We start from the raw sequence: 17,191 nt of genomic DNA, 5'->3' as shown, positions 1-17,191 counted from the left end.
ATAAAACGCACCTAGATCATCAACTTTGACAAACATGGATAAAAGAAACGAGGCAAATAAGGTGAAAAAAGAATTTACTATCAGTGCAAACCATCCCATTGTTAAAAACCATCTAGCTTACGGTCAGGCGTTATTGCCAGGGTTGGCTTATGTTGATTTACTGTATCAGTTTTTTCGGGAGCAGGGGTATGATTTTGCGGTATTGGAGCTTCGTAACTTGTCTATTTATCGTCCTTTGATAGTTGGAACAAGTGGCAGTATTAAGCTTTTGTTACAAGCAGATGAAGTATCTAAGGGGCTGTGGTCGATCACATTACAAGACCGAGAACAACACAATGACAGTGTAACCCAAAAGCCGCAACTTTATATAAAAGCGGAAATGTATCATCACAGCACAGCGCCAATTTTTGAAGAACATCTGGATTTTCAAGCTCTCCAGTCCGCCAGTAAAACCCAAATCAGCTTGTGTGATATCTATGCACAGTGTTGTTCTCAACAACTGATTCACTCAGGCATGATGAAGGCAGAAGGAACAATTTACACGCTGGATGATGCACAAATTGTCGAAATTTCTCTGCCAAAAGAAGCAATTGCTACTCATACTGAATTTATATTTCATCCTACTATTATGGATGGTGGCAGTGTAGCTTCATCAAATTTATTTGCGGCATTGGTTGAAGGTGAACAGCGTTTATTTCTCCCATTATTTTATGAAAATTTCCGTGCATCTGATTTGTTTCGCCAAAAGTGCATTGTCAGGGTTAAAACGGCATCAGTATTAAGAAAAAAAGACATGATCTATATGGATCTGGAATTTTTTAACGAATCTGGTCAAAAAATTGCCGAATTGAAAAAATTTGTTAATAAATTGGTGCCAGAAGCCGCTTTTATTAATCCAAATCTCAAAAAATCAGACAGTTCTCCAACACCTAAGCTGAATCAAAATCAGGAAATCTCTAGCAATCCCCAATCAAATTTAAGTTTACCTCAGCTTGATAAATCTGAAACTTGGGAAAGTATAGAAAACTTACTAAAAGAGATTATTGCCCCTTACTTAAGATGCTCTCCAGATGAAATAGATAGCGATGCTGGTTATTATGAACTAGGCTTAGATTCGGCAATGCTGCTAGAAGTTGTTACAGCATTAGAGAAAACGTTTGGAGTTAAACTTATTCCTACTTTATTATTTGAATATACAAACATCGCCGATCTAGCTGATTACCTGATCAATGAAAATTTGATCAATCAAAACCTTACTAGCCAAGAGAATAATAATCTATTACTTACTAATTTTGCGAAAACACCAACTAAACAAGAGGGCGATATTGCCATTATTGGGATAGCGGGGCGTTATCCTGGGGCAAATAATATTAATGAATTCTGGCAAAATTTAATTTCAGGTAAAGATTGTATTAGCGAAATACCTAAAGAACGATGGGACTGGCAAACATTTGCCAAATACAAATCTCCATCCGGTAAAAATATATCAAAATGGGGAGGATTTATTCAAAACCCAGATTGCTTCGATCACCAGTTTTTTCGGATTTCTCCACGAGAAGCCGAAGTGCTAGATCCACAGGAACGTCTGTTTTTGCAAACCTGCTGGGAATGTATTGAAGATGCTGGCTATACACCGGAAACTCTTGTATCTCGCCAGCAAGACGCACATCGTAGACAAAGTGTTGGTGTGTTTGTTGGTGTGATGCACAAAGATTATGTTTTTCTCGGTGCAGAAGCTATTGCGCGTGGGGAGGAGTTTCTTTTATCTTTGAACTATGCGTCGATCGCTAACCGAGTTTCCTACTTTTGCGACTTTCACGGCCCCTCAATGGTGATCGATACCGTATGTTCATCCTCACTCACCTCCCTACACCTGGCTTTGGAAAGTATTAGACATGGGGAAAGTGATATTGCGATCGCAGGAGGAGTAAACCTGTCATTGCACCCGAATAAATATATGACTTATGGCTTACTCGATATGTATTCCAGCGATGGGCGTTGTCGGACTTTCGGCAGGGGTGGGGATGGTTATGTTTCAGGTGAAGGGGTAGGTGCTGTGGTTTTGAAACCTTTGGCACAGGCTATCCAAGATCGGGATCATATTTACGCTGTCATTAAAGGCAGCACGATTAATCATGTGGGAAAAGTGTCTGGGATTAGTGTACCAAACCCAGTAGCTCAGGGCGATATGATTCTACAATGCTTAGAGAAAACGGGTATTAACCCACGAACAATTAGTTATGTGGAAGCTCATGGCACAGGTACTTCTCTGGGCGATCCGATCGAGATTCAGGGCTTAACCAAGGCTTTTAAAACTTACACTAATGATAGGCAATTTTGTGCGATCGGCTCAGTTAAATCCAATATTGGTCACACAGAATCAGCCGCAGGCATTAGTGGTTTAACCAAAGTAGCTTTGCAACTATACTATAAAACACTGGTTCCCTCACTACACTCGCAAGAAATCAATCCTCACCTTGATTTGCCAGCATCGCCCTTTTATATTCAACATCAAACCCAGCACTGGGAAAAGCCCCCAAACTACCCACGACGCGCAAGTTTAAGCTCCTTTGGTGCAACCGGATCAAATGCACATATAATTCTGGAAGAATACATTGCCGAACCCAGCGAAGTCATTTCCGCACAAACTACAGAAACAACAGAGAAAAATGAACCTGTACTGATTCCTTTGTCTGCCAAAAATGAAGAACGACTTAGAGAAGTTGTCCAAAGGCTTTATGATTATTTAGTCTCTCAATCTGAAGGTTTTGCAGCAGAGAAAATAGCCAGTCTTAGAGATATAGCCTACACTTTACAAGTAGGTCGAAAAGCAATGGAAACTAGGCTGATTTTTCTGGTCGATCGCAAACAGCAACTAATTGAAAACCTAAAAGCCTTCTTAAAAGGTAACAACATTAAAGAAAATTGTTGGCAGAATAAGCAAGTTAAACAGCAAAAAACTGCTCGCCAAGGCGAGAATAGCGAGGCAATTTTACAACAGTGGATGCTTGAAGGCAGACTCGATAAACTTGCACAAGAATGGATTCAAGGAGTTTATTTAAATTGGGAAAACCTTTATGCGTTGGAGAAAAATTTCCCAAAACCTGCCCGTGTCAGCTTGCCAACTTACCCTTTTGCTAAAGTAAGTCACTGGATACCAACAAAAGTTAAACCTACTCCGCTTTTTACTGCTCTTCACCCCTTATTACACTGTAATACTTCTACTCTCAACGAACACAAATTTACCTCTACCTTTAGCGGTGAAGAATTTTTCCTTGCCGATCATCTTGTGCAAGGTCAAAAAATTCTCCCTGGTGTTGCTTATCTGGAAATGGCACGAGTTGCGGTGCAAAATGCCACCTCAGTTAATGATTTGGGTGCCATACAACTCAAGAATATTATCTGGCAACAACCGCTAGTTATTGATGATCCAGAAAAAACGGTTCATATCCGCTTGGTTGCCAAAGAAAATTCACAAGTTGGTTTTGAAATTTATACTGACGATAAACACTATCCTAATCAGCAAAGTCGCACCATGCACTGTCAAGGTATTGCTATCTTAAAAACACCTGATAGTGAAACTTATCTGGATCTGGAAGATTTACAAGAAACAACAAATCAAAACCATTTCACTCCAGAGCAATGCTATCAAGCTTTTATGACTATGGGTATTGATTACCGGGAAGGACATCAAGGTATAGCAGCAATTCATTTTGGTAATAATCAGATATTAGCAGAATTAAAAATGCCTTCCTCGGTTTTGGACGATCGCGAACAGTTTACACTTCATCCGAGTATGCTGGATTCATCATTGCAAGCAGCGATCGGTTTTGCTCTTGGTATACAGACATCTGATACAGAACAACATTCCTCTTTACCTTATGCTTTGGAAACGCTGGAAATAAAGGCGAAATGTAGTATTTCAATGTGGGTTTGGATACGCTATTCTGAGCAGAATAAAGGAGATAGCCCGATTCAAAAATTTGATTTGGATTTATGCGATGATATCGGCAAAATTTGTGTAGTGATGAGAGGTTTTTCTTCTCGGATCTTCCGTTCTCCACAAACATTAATGCACCCCTTATTGCATCAACAAGTCGGCGATCGATTTGTCAGTCGATTCACAGGAGAAGAATTTTTTCTTCGAGATCATCAACAAGTTATGCTAGGTACAGCTTACCTCGAAATGGCTTGCAGTGCTGGTCAGATTAGCACAGGACAGAAAATTATTGGACTCAAAAATATTGTTTGGAGTCAGCTTCTTTTTATTACTGGGCAAGTTCAAGATGTATCTGTTCAATTACATCAAGAAGGCGATCGACTTCCCTTGATTATCACCACACAAGATCGGACTTCTCAAGAAAAAATACATTTTCAATGCCAACTGGTTGTCGATCGGGTTTTGTCCCCAGCAATACCCCCTAAACTTAATATTCAGGATATTTTTTCTCGCTGTTCAGCTAGGATAGAAACTGCTGATTGCGATCGACTTTTGCAATCTACCCACGGCTCTAGTTTACTAACAATCAAACAATTATGGCACAACGAAAAAGAAGCAATAGCCTTACTTCAATTACCCGATAATCTGAAATCAGGAAGAGAAGATTATGTCCTTCATCCCAGCATGACTAATGGTGCAATCTTAACAAGTGTTCTCTTTTCTTTACTGAATCGATCGCCGGAACATTTGCCTCTTCCTTTTGCCTTAGATAATCTTTGGATATATAAAGAAATACCTGAACAAGCTTACGCATATCTAAGCTTGAACTCTGCCAATAAACACGATATCGACTTAATAGATGAAAAGGGGGAAATAATTGTTTCATTTAAAGGCTTTACCACTACCATTCAAGGTGCATTACAAGGTCGGGCAATTACTGAAAAAAATCTGGGACAACGTAATGTAATTTATGCCAGCACTCAATGGCAAGAAAGTGCTTTATCCGATTATCAATACTCAAAGCAAGCAACATCTTTAGACACAAATGTTCCTACCTTTATTCTTGTTCAAGAAAACTCAAAACTCAAAAACTTATTGCGCCAGAAATGGCCGACAGCAAACATTGAAACCCTAACATCAGTGGATGCAGATATTGCCGAAACAGTTCAGGAGAACTTTCTGCGAGTTTTTCAGCAAATCAAAAGCTGTATTGTCCAAAAGCCTAAACTGATTCAGCCAATAATTATACTTTTGCCTGAAAATGAACATACTTATCTTTATGCAGGTTTGGCTGCTTTACTTAAAACAGCGAGATTTGAAAATTCCAAAATAGTAGGCAAAATAATTCGTTATGCGATCAACGATCAAACAGAAAGTTTTGTTGAATTAGTAGCAACAGAAATCGAAGCAGACACACCCGATGTAGAAGTATTCTATACCCAAACTGGAATCAGAAAAACCAAAAAGTTAAACGAAGTATCCGACTTTAGTAATAGCCAAGAAAAATCTCTTTTTAATACAGATTTATTACATGAAGGGGATGTAGTTTGGATTACAGGTGGCTTAGGCGGCTTAGGACAAATTTTTGTCAAATATTTTAGTCAAATTAAAGGCTTGAAGCTGATTCTAAGTGGACGTTCTCCATTGAATGCAGCTAAAGAAAAACTATTGCAAGAACTTCAACAAGCGGATCTCGAAATTAGCTATCTAAGTTGCGATATCAGCAATAAGAAAGCAGTGGCAGATCTGATTCAAAAAATTCAAGAAAAGTATGGCAAATTAAATGGCATTATTCACAGTGCTGGATTGAATCAAGATGCTTATATTGTGAATAAAACAAGTGAAGAGTTTATTAATGTATTGCGTCCTAAAGTAGCAGGAACTTTGGCGATAGATGAAGTTTGTCAAAATATAAAACTTGATTTTTTAGTTTTATTTTCTTCGATCGCAGGCGTTTTTGGCAGTATTGGTCAAGCTGATTATGCCACAGCAAATGCTTTTCTTGATAGCTTTGCTGAAGCGCGAAATCTCCTTGTTCAGCAAGGAAAGCGTTTTGGTAAAACTATTTCCCTAAACTGGCCTTTGTGGAAAGATGGTGGCATGGGGGTAGATGCACAAACTGAAACTTTGATGCAGCAAAATACTGGGATGATTGCATTAGAAACTCATGCAGGGTTAAAAGCTTATGAGTGGGCTTTAGCTTCAGAGTTTAACCAGGTTTTTGTGGCTCAAGGCGAAACTGAAAAAATTCGATCGCGTTTATTATCGTCATCATCAACTAGAGAAAATCAACAGCAAGTTCAAGTCGATAAATCAGAGTTTTCTGAGCAGACAAATCAGGATGAGCAAAGTCAACGAACATGGCTAACAGGATTATTGCATAAAGATCTGGCTGCATTTATCTGTCGCTTACAGAAAGTTAAACCGGAAGAAATTGAAATTGACGCTGAGTTTTTTGTTTATGGTTTTGATTCGATTAGCTTTACAAGTTTTACTAATTATTTAAATGAAACCTATGGTTTGGAATTAATGCCAACGCTGTTTTTTGAGTATTCAAGTTTGCGATCGCTCACCAACTCACTAATAGAAAATCATCAAGAAGCCTTACTAAAAAAATACAAACTCTCAAAAAAAGCTGCTTTACCCAGCCAACCCCAAGTCGCACCAGAGCAAATAGAGAAAAACCAAGGTTTTGAACCTTTACCTATCACAATCGTTGATTCTATCTCGACGCAAGAGAATCAAACTAAAGTTGCTCCTATTGCCATTATTGGTATGAGTGGCAAATTTCCGGGCGCAGAAAATCTGACAGAGTTTTGGCATAATTTAGAGGCTAACCGCGATCTAATTAGTGAAATACCTGAAGACCGTTGGAACTGGCGAGATTACTACGGAGATCGCCAGAATCAAAGCGGCAAAACTAATGTTAAATGGGGCGGTTTTATTACTGATGTCGATCGCTTCGATCCTTTATTTTTTGGAATTTCCCCAGTAGAAGCTGAGTTAATAGACCCGCAATTTCGGCTGTTTTTGCAAACAGTTTGGGCGACAATTGAAGACGCAGGTTATCGGGCGAGCGATCTGTCTGGAAGCAAAACTGCTGTTTATGTAGGAGTCACTACCACAGACTATAAAGATTTAATGCAGCAAGCACTAATGAAGGAAAATTCCCCAGAATATTATGGAATGTTTCCCTTTATGCTGGCTAATCGTGTTTCGTATTTACTGAATTTTCGCGGGCCTAGTGAGGCGATAGATACAGCTTGTTCTAGTTCTTTAGTGGCTATTCATCGTGCGATCGAAAGCTTACGCCAAGGAAGTTGTGAAATGGCTATAGCTGGAGGAGTCAATATTATTGCTAACCCTCAATTGGTGATTGCAGCCGCTCAAAGCGGTATGTTAAGTGAAGATGGACGCTGCAAAACCTTTGATAAAAGTGCCAATGGTTATGTCAGAGGCGAGGGCGTTGGCGCTATCTTGTTAAAACCCCTGGCAAAAGCCATAGAGGACAATGATTCTATCTACGGAATTATTCGTGGTTCGGCAGAAAATCACGGTGGTAAGGCAACTTCGCCCACAGCACCTAATCCAATAGCACAGCAAGAATTAATAGTTTCAGCCTACACCCAAGCAGGAATTGCCCCGGAAACTGTGAGTTATATTGAAGCTCACGGAACGGGAACTCCCCTTGGCGATCCGATCGAATTTAACGGACTCAAGGGCGCGTTTGCCCAACTTTATCAACAAAACGGAAGTGAGCCCGCAAAAGAACCCCATTGTGCGCTGGGCTCCGTGAAAACTAATATCGGACATTTGGAAGCCGCTGCGGGAATTTCCGGTGTTCTAAAAGTTTTATTGATGATGAAACATCGCATCATTCCCGGTAATTGTCATCTTCAAGAACCAAACCCTTATTTGCAATTAACTGACAGCCCCTTTTATTTAGCGAAAAATACTCAAGCTTGGACGGCTTTACAGGATGCGGAACAAAACCCCATACCCAGGCGTGCCGGAGTCAGTAGTTTTGGCATTGGCGGTACTAATGTTCATTTAGTTTTAGAAGAATATATTAGCCAGACAGCCACCAAACAGCCAGACAACGGCGAAGCTAGAGCCATTATTTTATCAGCTAAGAATAAGCAATGTTTGGTTGAAATTGCTAGTAATTTGGATAACTTTCTCGTTGCTAGCTACAATTCTTCTTCAACTAATCTATTACGTCTTAGTGATATTGCCTACACGCTTCAAATCGGACGTGAGGAAATGGAATATCGTTTAGGTTTTGTGGTTTCTTCGATTGAGGAACTTAAAGAAAAGCTGGCGGTTTATATTAGCGATCGCGGAGAAAATCAAGACTTATATGAAGGCAGCACTAAAGGAAACAAAGATACTATAGAAACTTTTGGGTCTGATGATGAGTTACAGGAAATACTGGCAAAATGGATTGAGGGCAGGAAATTTGACAAAATCCTCAAGCTTTGGGTCAAAGGACTTTCTGTGAACTGGAATAAATTTTACACCGGAACTTTACCCAAGCGGATCAGTTTGCCAACCTATCCGTTTGCGCGTGAAAGTTACTGGCTTCCGACACCTATTCAACATGAAGCTAAATCCGATAGATTGTCAGAATCACCAGTTGAAGCTGATGAAACTTTTGGGGTATTGATGTGTTACCCAGTTTGGCAAGAAAAGGCGACTTTGATCGAGTCGGATTCAATCGATCTGGCTTCTCTAAATTATAGTCAACACCTGATTCTATTCTGTGAAATGGATGTGCCTACGGGTGAAGAAAGCCATTTATCTCAAAATATCATTTGTCGTGTACTTCAATCTCAGAGTCAAGATTTGGCGCTACGCTATCAATCTATTTGCGAACAGGTTTTTACGCATCTCCAAGAAATTTTAGAGAATCAACCGAAAGGCAAAATATTAGTACAGATTGTAATTCCAGGTAACGGAACAGATGATTTTGAAGATACTGGTTGTCTGTTTCAAGGACTTTCTGCTTTGCTGAAAACTGCACATTGGGAAAATCCCAAAATTATTGGGCAAGTTATTGAAGTCGATCGCCACAACACAAACGATCAATTAATTAAACAAATCCAAGAAAATAGTCAGTTCCCAGAAGATTTACAAATCAGATACCGACTTACCCAACGTCAAGTAATTTCTTGGAAAGAACTTCCTATTTCAGAACAGCAAGCTACTTACATACCTTGGAAAGAAGGGGGAGTCTATTTAATTACTGGCGGCGCTGGTGGCTTAGGTTTGATTTTTGCTCAAGAAATTGCTCATTCTGTTAAGAATTCAACGATTATTTTGGCAGGTCGCTCTTTGTTAAGTCAGAAAAAACAAGAATTACTGCAACAAGAAGCAAAACTATTAGGTGCGCGAATTGAATATCGACAAGCTGATATTAGTCAACCGAAAGAAGTGGATGATTTGATCCAAAATATTTTACGGGATTTCACTAAACTTGATGGGATTTTGCATTCTGCTGGGATTATTCGCGACAATTTTTTTATTAAAAAAACGGTTGCAGAGTTTCAACAGGTGTTAGCACCTAAAGTTTGCGGTACGGTGTATTTAGATCGAGCTACCCAGGAAATTAATCTGGATTTCTTTATCTTGTTTTCTTCGGGTGTTGCAGTGCTGGGTAATGCTGGTCAGTCAGACTATGCTGCTGCTAATGCTTTTATGGATGCTTATGCTCATTATCGTCATACTTTGTGTGCGTCAAATAAACGTTTTGGTCGAAGCCTTTCGATTAATTGGCCTTTCTGGAAAGAAGGCGGTATGGGTATGGATGAGCAGCAGTTAAATGCCTTAGAACAAAATACAGGGATCGAAGCTTTGCAAACTAACAGTGGCATAAATGCGTTGCTGCGTGTACTTAATTTAAAACCAAATCAAGTTATGGTGTTGTCAGGTAATCTGACCAAAATTCGACAAGGGTTGTTTGCTACATCGACAGAGCTTAGTTATGATGAATCTTCAGCTTCAGATTTTGCGATCGACGATCGCCACCTATTAACTAAAACATTACACCAATGTAAAACTCTTTTTGGCAGCATTATTAAATTATCCGTTGATCGCATCGAGTCAGAAGAACCTCTAGAACACTATGGAATTGACTCAATGATTGTTATTCAAATGAATCTTCGTTTAGAAACAATTTTTGGTGAAATTTCCAAAACTCTACTTTATGAACATCAGACACTCAGCGAACTAGCAAAATATTTAATGACCGAATACAGACAAAAATGTATTAACTGGACTGGCTTGGCTGTTGATTCTACAACTGATAAATCAATACTTTCAAAACCTAAAATTATCTCCGAATCTAAAGTTACTCCAGAGTTTAAAATATCATCAGAATCTTCTTTAAAGATACAGACACCTTGGCAATATGAACCCATTGCAATTATTGGTATAGCTGGTCGCTATGCTCAAGCCAATACACCCCAAGCTTATTGGGAAAATTTACTCTCAGGCAAAGATTGTGTGACGGAAATTCCTCCAGAACGTTGGTCATTGGAAGGCTTTTATCATGAAAATTTGGAAGAGGCTATTGTTCAAGGTAAAAGTTACAGTAAATGGGGAAGTTTTATTACCAATTTTGCTGATTTCGATCCTCTGTTCTTTTCGATTTCTCCTCGTGAAGCTATTGGGATCGATCCGCAGGAACGTCTGTTTTTGCAAACTGCTTGGGAGGCGATCGAAGATGCAGGCTACACTAGAGAAACACTACGAGATCAGTTTCAACAGCAAGTCGGAGTATTTGTTGGTATTACCAAAACAGGTTTTAACTTATATGGCCCAGAACTATGGCAGCGTGGCGAAATAGTTTACCCGCATACATCTTTTAGCTCGGTTGCTAATCGTGTTTCTTATATTTTAAATCTGCGGGGGCCAAGCTTACCGATCGATACAATGTGTTCTTCTTCGTTAACGGCTATTCACGAAGCTTGCGAACATATTCGTCGTCGGGAGTGCGAGTTGGCTATTGCTGGGGGCGTTAATTTATATCTTCATCCTTCTTCTTATATTCAATTGTGTGCCGCTAATATGCTTTCACCAGATGGGAAATGTAAAAGCTTTGGCAAAGGCGCTAATGGCTTTGTCCCAGGTGAAGGTGTAGGTGCGGTATTGCTTAAGCCTCTTGAGCGAGCGATTGCCGATCGCGATAATATCTATGCAGTCATTCGTGCTTCAAGTGTGAATCATGGCGGAAAAACCAATGGTTACACAATACCCAATCCAAATGCACAAGCCGAATTAATCGAAGAAGCTTTGAATAAAGCTGGAATCGACGCACGCACACTCAGTTATATTGAAGCACATGGAACGGGAACCGAGTTAGGCGATCCGATCGAAATCAGTGGTTTAACCAAAGCCTTCCAAAAATATACCACCGCTACCAATTTCTGTGCATTAGGTTCAGTTAAATCTAATCTGGGACACCTGGAAGCAGCCGCAGGTATTGTAGGACTAACGAAAATTATTCTGCAACTGAAACACAAGCAAATTGTGCCAAGTCTTCATGCTACTGAATTAAACACTAATATTAATTTTGACAAAACCCCCTTTGTTTTGCAGCAAACACTGTCAACATGGAAAAGACCAACGATCGAGATTGAGGGTGAAACTAAAGAATATCCCAGAAGAGCGGGAATTTCCTCTTTCGGTGCTGGTGGAGCGAATGCTCACTTGATTGTAGAAGAGTATGTGAAGGAAGAGTGGGTTAGTGAGATGAGAGAATGCGATCGCAATAATGAAGCACAAATCATTACATTATCAGCAAAAAATGAAGATCGTCTCTACTGTGTTGCTCAAAATTTATCCGATTACTTGAATTCAAAGCAAGCTGCCAACTTAACCCTGCGTGAGATCGCCTATACTCTTCAAATAGGGCGTGAAGCAATGGAAGAACGTTTAGGTTTAATTGTTCATTCCTTAGATGAACTCAAACAAAAACTTAGTCGCTTTATTGCCCGTGAAACTGGGATTGAAGATCTGTATCGCGGACAGGTGAAAGGAAATAAAAAATCATTAGCTTTATTTACTGACGATGATGAACTTCAGGAGGCGATCGAAAAATGGATTCAACGCCGAAAATTCGCCAAATTAGTTGAGCTTTGGAGTCAGGGATTGCAGGTTGATTGGTACAAACTTTATGGTGAGTCAAAACCCGATCGTGTCAGTCTGCCAACCTATCCCTTTGAACCAGAAAAATACTGGATCGAAGAGGTGCTTAATACCAACCGTCAAAGTTCGGCTATATCAGGAGAGAAAAACGCTATAAAATCACATCCTCTGATTGACGAAAAGGCAATACAGGAGAGCAAAGCCATTGGCACTTGGATGGGCTTTCCAGTTTGGCAAGAAAAACCATTATCTGAAAAGATACATTCTGAGTTTGCTCAACATATTGTTATGTTATTTGAGATGGAATGGTTTTCCAAGCAGTCAGTTGAATCTCAAATAGAAGGTGCAACTTGTATTCATTTGACGACTAAAACAAAAACACTGGCAAAATCTTTTCAAGAAATTTCGGTTCAGGTCTTTGAGCAAATCAAAGGGGTCATCTACGAAAAAAACAAAGGGGTAACATTTATCCAGATTCTGATACCTTCTTCGGGAGAGATGTCGCTCTTTAGTGCGCTCACAGGTTTGCTCAGAACGGCTCATTTGGAGAACCCAGCAATTCTGGGGCAAGTTATCCTATTGGAAGCGAGTGAAACCCAGGAAGGTCTAATTGATAAAATTCAGCGAAACAGCCATTGCCCTGAAGACACTTTTATCCGCTATCAGCAAGAAAAACGCCAGATTATTTCGTGGCAAGAACTCTCAGTTTCAGAGCAGGCTATTCCAATTCCCTGGCAGGAAGGCGGTGTTTACCTGATTACGGGTGGACTGGGCGGACTGGGATTTATTTTTGCTAAACATATTGCACAGCAAACAAGGAAGGTTGTTCTTATTCTGACTGGACGATCGACCTTGGATGAGCGCCGACACAAGCAAATCAAAGAACTGGAATCTTTAGGTGCTAGGGTATATTATCGGCAGGTTGATATCAGTCAGAAGCAGGAAACAGAGCGCTTAATTAAAAACATCGAAAATGATATAGGTTCACTTAAGGGCATTTTGCATAGTGCTGGCATTATTCGAGATAATTTTATTATTAGGAAAACAGCGAGTGAGTTTCAATCAGTGCTTGCGCCTAAAGTGGATGGCGTAATTAATTTAGATCGGGCAACTAAAGAGTTAACTCTCGATTTTTTCATTTTATTTTCCTCTCTCGCAGGCAGTATCGGCAACGTGGGACAGGTGGATTATGCCTGCGCTAATGCGTTTATGGATGCTTATGCCCATTACCGGAATGACTTGGTGGCGACAAAAGAACGTACTGGACAGACGTTTTCTATTAATTGGCCGTTGTGGAAAGATGGTGGTATGCACATCGATCCGTGGACTGAAAACGCCATGCTGCAAAATTCGGGGCTAGTGGTGATGGAGACAGAGTGTGGAATTCAAGCCCTGATTCAAGGTCTTTCTTCAGGACAGAGCCAGCTTATGGTTTTGCGGGGAGATCTGGAACGCTTGCAAATTTTGCAGCAGACACATCTTTCATCGTTACCATCTCAGATTGATATTGGACAGGAAGGCATTCCTGAAAATGAGTTTGGTGAACAAGAGTTAGAGGCAAGGTCACTTCATTATTTCAAAAACCTAATCTCGTCCATATTAAAGATACCTGCTCATCGAATTCAAAACGACGAATTGCTGGAAGTCTATGGCATTAATTCTATTGTGATTATGCAATTAACCAATGAGTTGGAACAAGTTTTTGGCTCTTTATCGAAAACCATCTTCTTTGAGTATCCAACGATTGAAGAAATAAACCAGTATTTTGTCGCGTCCTATAGAGAAAAACTTAAAGTAATACTAAGTCTAGATAAGACAAAAGTGCCTGATAATTGTCGCGAGGCTTTCGTCAATGAAGCCAGTCCCAAGGCAAATCAACAATCTCGCTTTTTGGTTGATAGGCTAAGCTTATCGCCATTATCTGTTGCACAAACGCAGGATATTGCCATTATTGGTGTTTCTGGACGTTATCCTCTGTCTCCAGACTTGGAAACATTCTGGGAAAATTTATCGAAGGGCAAAAACTGTATTACGGAAATTCCCAAAAGTCGCTGGGATCATGACTTGTATTTTGATCTTGATCCTTCCCACTCCGGCAAGATGCGTAGCAAGTGGGGCGGTTTCTTAGACGATGTGGACAAATTTGATGCCCTATTTTTTAATATTTCTCCTAACGAAGCTCAGTTAATGAACCCCAATGAGCGTCTTTTTCTGGAAATAGTCTGGGAACTTATGGAACGTTCGGGGTATACGCTGGAAAGAATACAGAAGCAACATGAAAATCAAGTGGGGGTTTATGTCGGGGCTACGCATCAGCAGTATCAAGCTTTGGCTTCTGACCCGGTAATACAATCAATTCTTTCGATGTCTTCTTATAGCGCGATCGCCAATCGTGTGTCTTACTTTTTTGATTTCTATGGCCCCAGCATGGCGATTGACACGATGTGTTCCTCTTCATTAATTGCGATCAAGTTGGCTTGTGACAGTCTGCTTAAAGGTGAATGTCAGATGGCGATCGCGGGGGGCGTGAACCTTTCGATTCATCCGAACAAATACATTGGCTTGAGCCTGGGCCAAATAATTGGTCGGCAAAACACCAGCAACAGCTTTGGAAAGGATGATGGTTATGTTCCGGCAGAAGGGGTGGGTGCAGTATTATTAAAGCCCATAACCAATGCAATAGAAGATCAGGATTCCATTTTGGCTGTCATTAAATCGATTAGTACAAATCATGGCGGTCATACTCACGGATTTTATGTGCCGAACCCGAATTCCCAAGCCCAATTATTTGAAGATAACTTCCGTAAATCTGGCATCGATCCACAGACGATTACTTATGTTGAAGCGGCGGCCAATGGGTCTCCGCTAGGAGATCCGATTGAGGTCAGTGCCCTCAATAAGGCTTTTCAAAAATTTACTAAGGATCAGGGCTTTTGTGCAATTGGTTCGGTAAAGTCGAATATCGGTCATGCAGAGGCGGCTTCTGGAATATCCCAACTGACAAAAGTAATTTTACAACTTCAGCATCAACAGCTTGTACCGTCGATTAATGCAGAATCGCTGAATCCAAATTTAAGCTTCGACGGCTCACCTTTTTATCTGCAACAAAAACTTCAGCCTTGGCAGCGGCCAGTACTAAATATTGATGGTCAGGAGCGGGAGTTTCCCCGACGCGCAACGGTTAGCTCCTTTGGTGCCGGGGGTTCCAATGCACATTTGATTATCGAAGAATATATTCCTTCTCCCAGTAATAAGCCGGTATCGTCTGATATTGATTTTCCTGGCGATCGCCATCTGATGGTTTTCTCTGCAAAAAGTCGCGATCGTCTTCAGGTGGTGCTGCAACAGATGAGCCATTTTGTTGAATCCAATGCACAACTTTCTCTGAGGAAGATGGCTTATACCCTCCAGGTGGGGCGTATGGCGATGACCCATCGAATTGCGATTCTGGTGAATAATCAAGAAGAATTGCTCCAGGGAATCAAGGAGGCTTTGAATTGCTTGGAACAAAATGCTGTGATAGAAACCTCCATTCCGGTGTATATGGGCGATGTGGAGGCGGATCACTCAGAAATAAAGCATCTGCTTTCTGGTAAATCCGGAGAGGCAATGATGAAAGTGCTTTTAGCGGAAAATGACCTGGAAAAAATCGCACTTTACTGGGTTAAAGGAGGTAAGATTCCCTGGCAGTTACTGCATAAAAAAGGACAAGTTTCTATGATTTCTCTGCCGACCTATCCCTTCGCCAAACGGAGCTGTTGGGTTGAGGCTAAAGTTGAGGTTAACGTTCCATCTCAAGTTGATCTCAAGGTTCAGACAGAGTCGGTTTCTAAAAACCTTGATGATCAAAGCCCCTCTGGCAAAAACAGAGAGGCAGCACTTGTGGATATTATGCTTCTAATCTTAGGACTGACGGCAGAAGAATTAAATCTAAATACCCCTCTGGTTCAATATGGGGTTGATTCTATTATGTTTATGCAAATTTTCCAGCAAATAAAATCCAAAGTCGATGCCCGCGTTAACTTAACGCAGTTGCTCGAATGCCAAACAACGTGGGATTTGCTTCTCTATTTGAAATCGCAAAGAGACATACCGCAAATCGAGCCAGAGCCGACACATCAGCAATTAGCTGATTTCTCTTTGTCAAATGACATTCTTTTCCCAGAGCTAATCCAGCTTAATTCGAGTACCAAGGGAAGACCTGTATTCTGGTTTCATGGGATCGCGGGAGTTATGGTTTACGCGCCCGTTGCGGAAAAAAGCCAGCGCCCGTTCTATGGCATTCAGCCCTGGAGTTGGATCAACAAAACCGCACTCCCTTCTCATATTCAACCTATGGTGAAACGTTATCTTGATGCCATACGATCCGTACAGCCGGAGGGACCCTACGATTTTGGTGGCTATTCGCTGGGTGGGGCGTTAGCTTATGAAGCAACCCGTCAATTACAGGAACTGGGAGAGCGCGTTAACACCATTGTGATGGTGGATACGATACAGAATAACCCTGGTGCCAAGAATAAATACTCGCGCAAAACAGACTATCTGGTTACCTTGAATCGAGTGTTGGCCTTATCTGCATGGCAGCGTTCAGAAAAAACTTTGGAGGAAATGCTGATTCGTTCAGATGAACTGGATGCAAGCCTAAGTGACGACAAATATTTAAGTCAATTGATCGCCTTAGCTCAAAAACGAGGATTAGTGAAAGCAGAGACAGAAATACGTGCCGACCTCGAATATACAACAACTCTTGATGAATTTTATCAAGCCGATCCCTTTACTATTATGCCTCTGCCCGATCCAAACTTGGTAAATTGCTATTATTTCCGCAACAAGAACGGATCAATGTTGGGTGATCAGGCTCCCTATTATTTTGCGATACCGCAGGATAGAGAAAAATTTGCTACCGATCAGGCAGCCGTTTCGCGGCAATGGGAAAACAACTTGCCGAACCTGCAAATTATTGATATTAATTCGTCCAGTCACATGACCATGTTCTCAGAAGAGAAGTCACGCGATACGATTCTTGATTTTTGTAAAACCCTGTATTCTGAAAATGGACTTTTGACCTAGCCCTCGTGGTATAATTTTTGTGTGATCAAGAAA

The 17,191-nt window shown here is 40.7% G+C and carries 1 protein-coding gene; it reads left to right on the top strand.

All coding sequences use genetic code 11. From position 1 onward, the window contains the following. Positions 1-34: 34 nt before the first annotated feature. The gene (locus PL9631_RS17610; protein WP_156090613.1) at positions 35-17,158 is read left to right on the top strand and encodes an SDR family NAD(P)-dependent oxidoreductase; all 17,124 of its coding nucleotides are present in this window, start codon (positions 35-37) and stop codon (positions 17,156-17,158) included. Positions 17,159-17,191: the final 33 nt, after the last annotated feature.

Source organism: Planktothrix paucivesiculata PCC 9631 (assembly GCF_900009265.2).
GTDB lineage: Bacteria > Cyanobacteriota > Cyanobacteriia > Cyanobacteriales > Microcoleaceae > Planktothrix > Planktothrix paucivesiculata.
The sequence above is the reverse complement of the archived record's forward strand: the minus strand, read 5'-3'. Positions and strand labels throughout refer to the sequence as shown.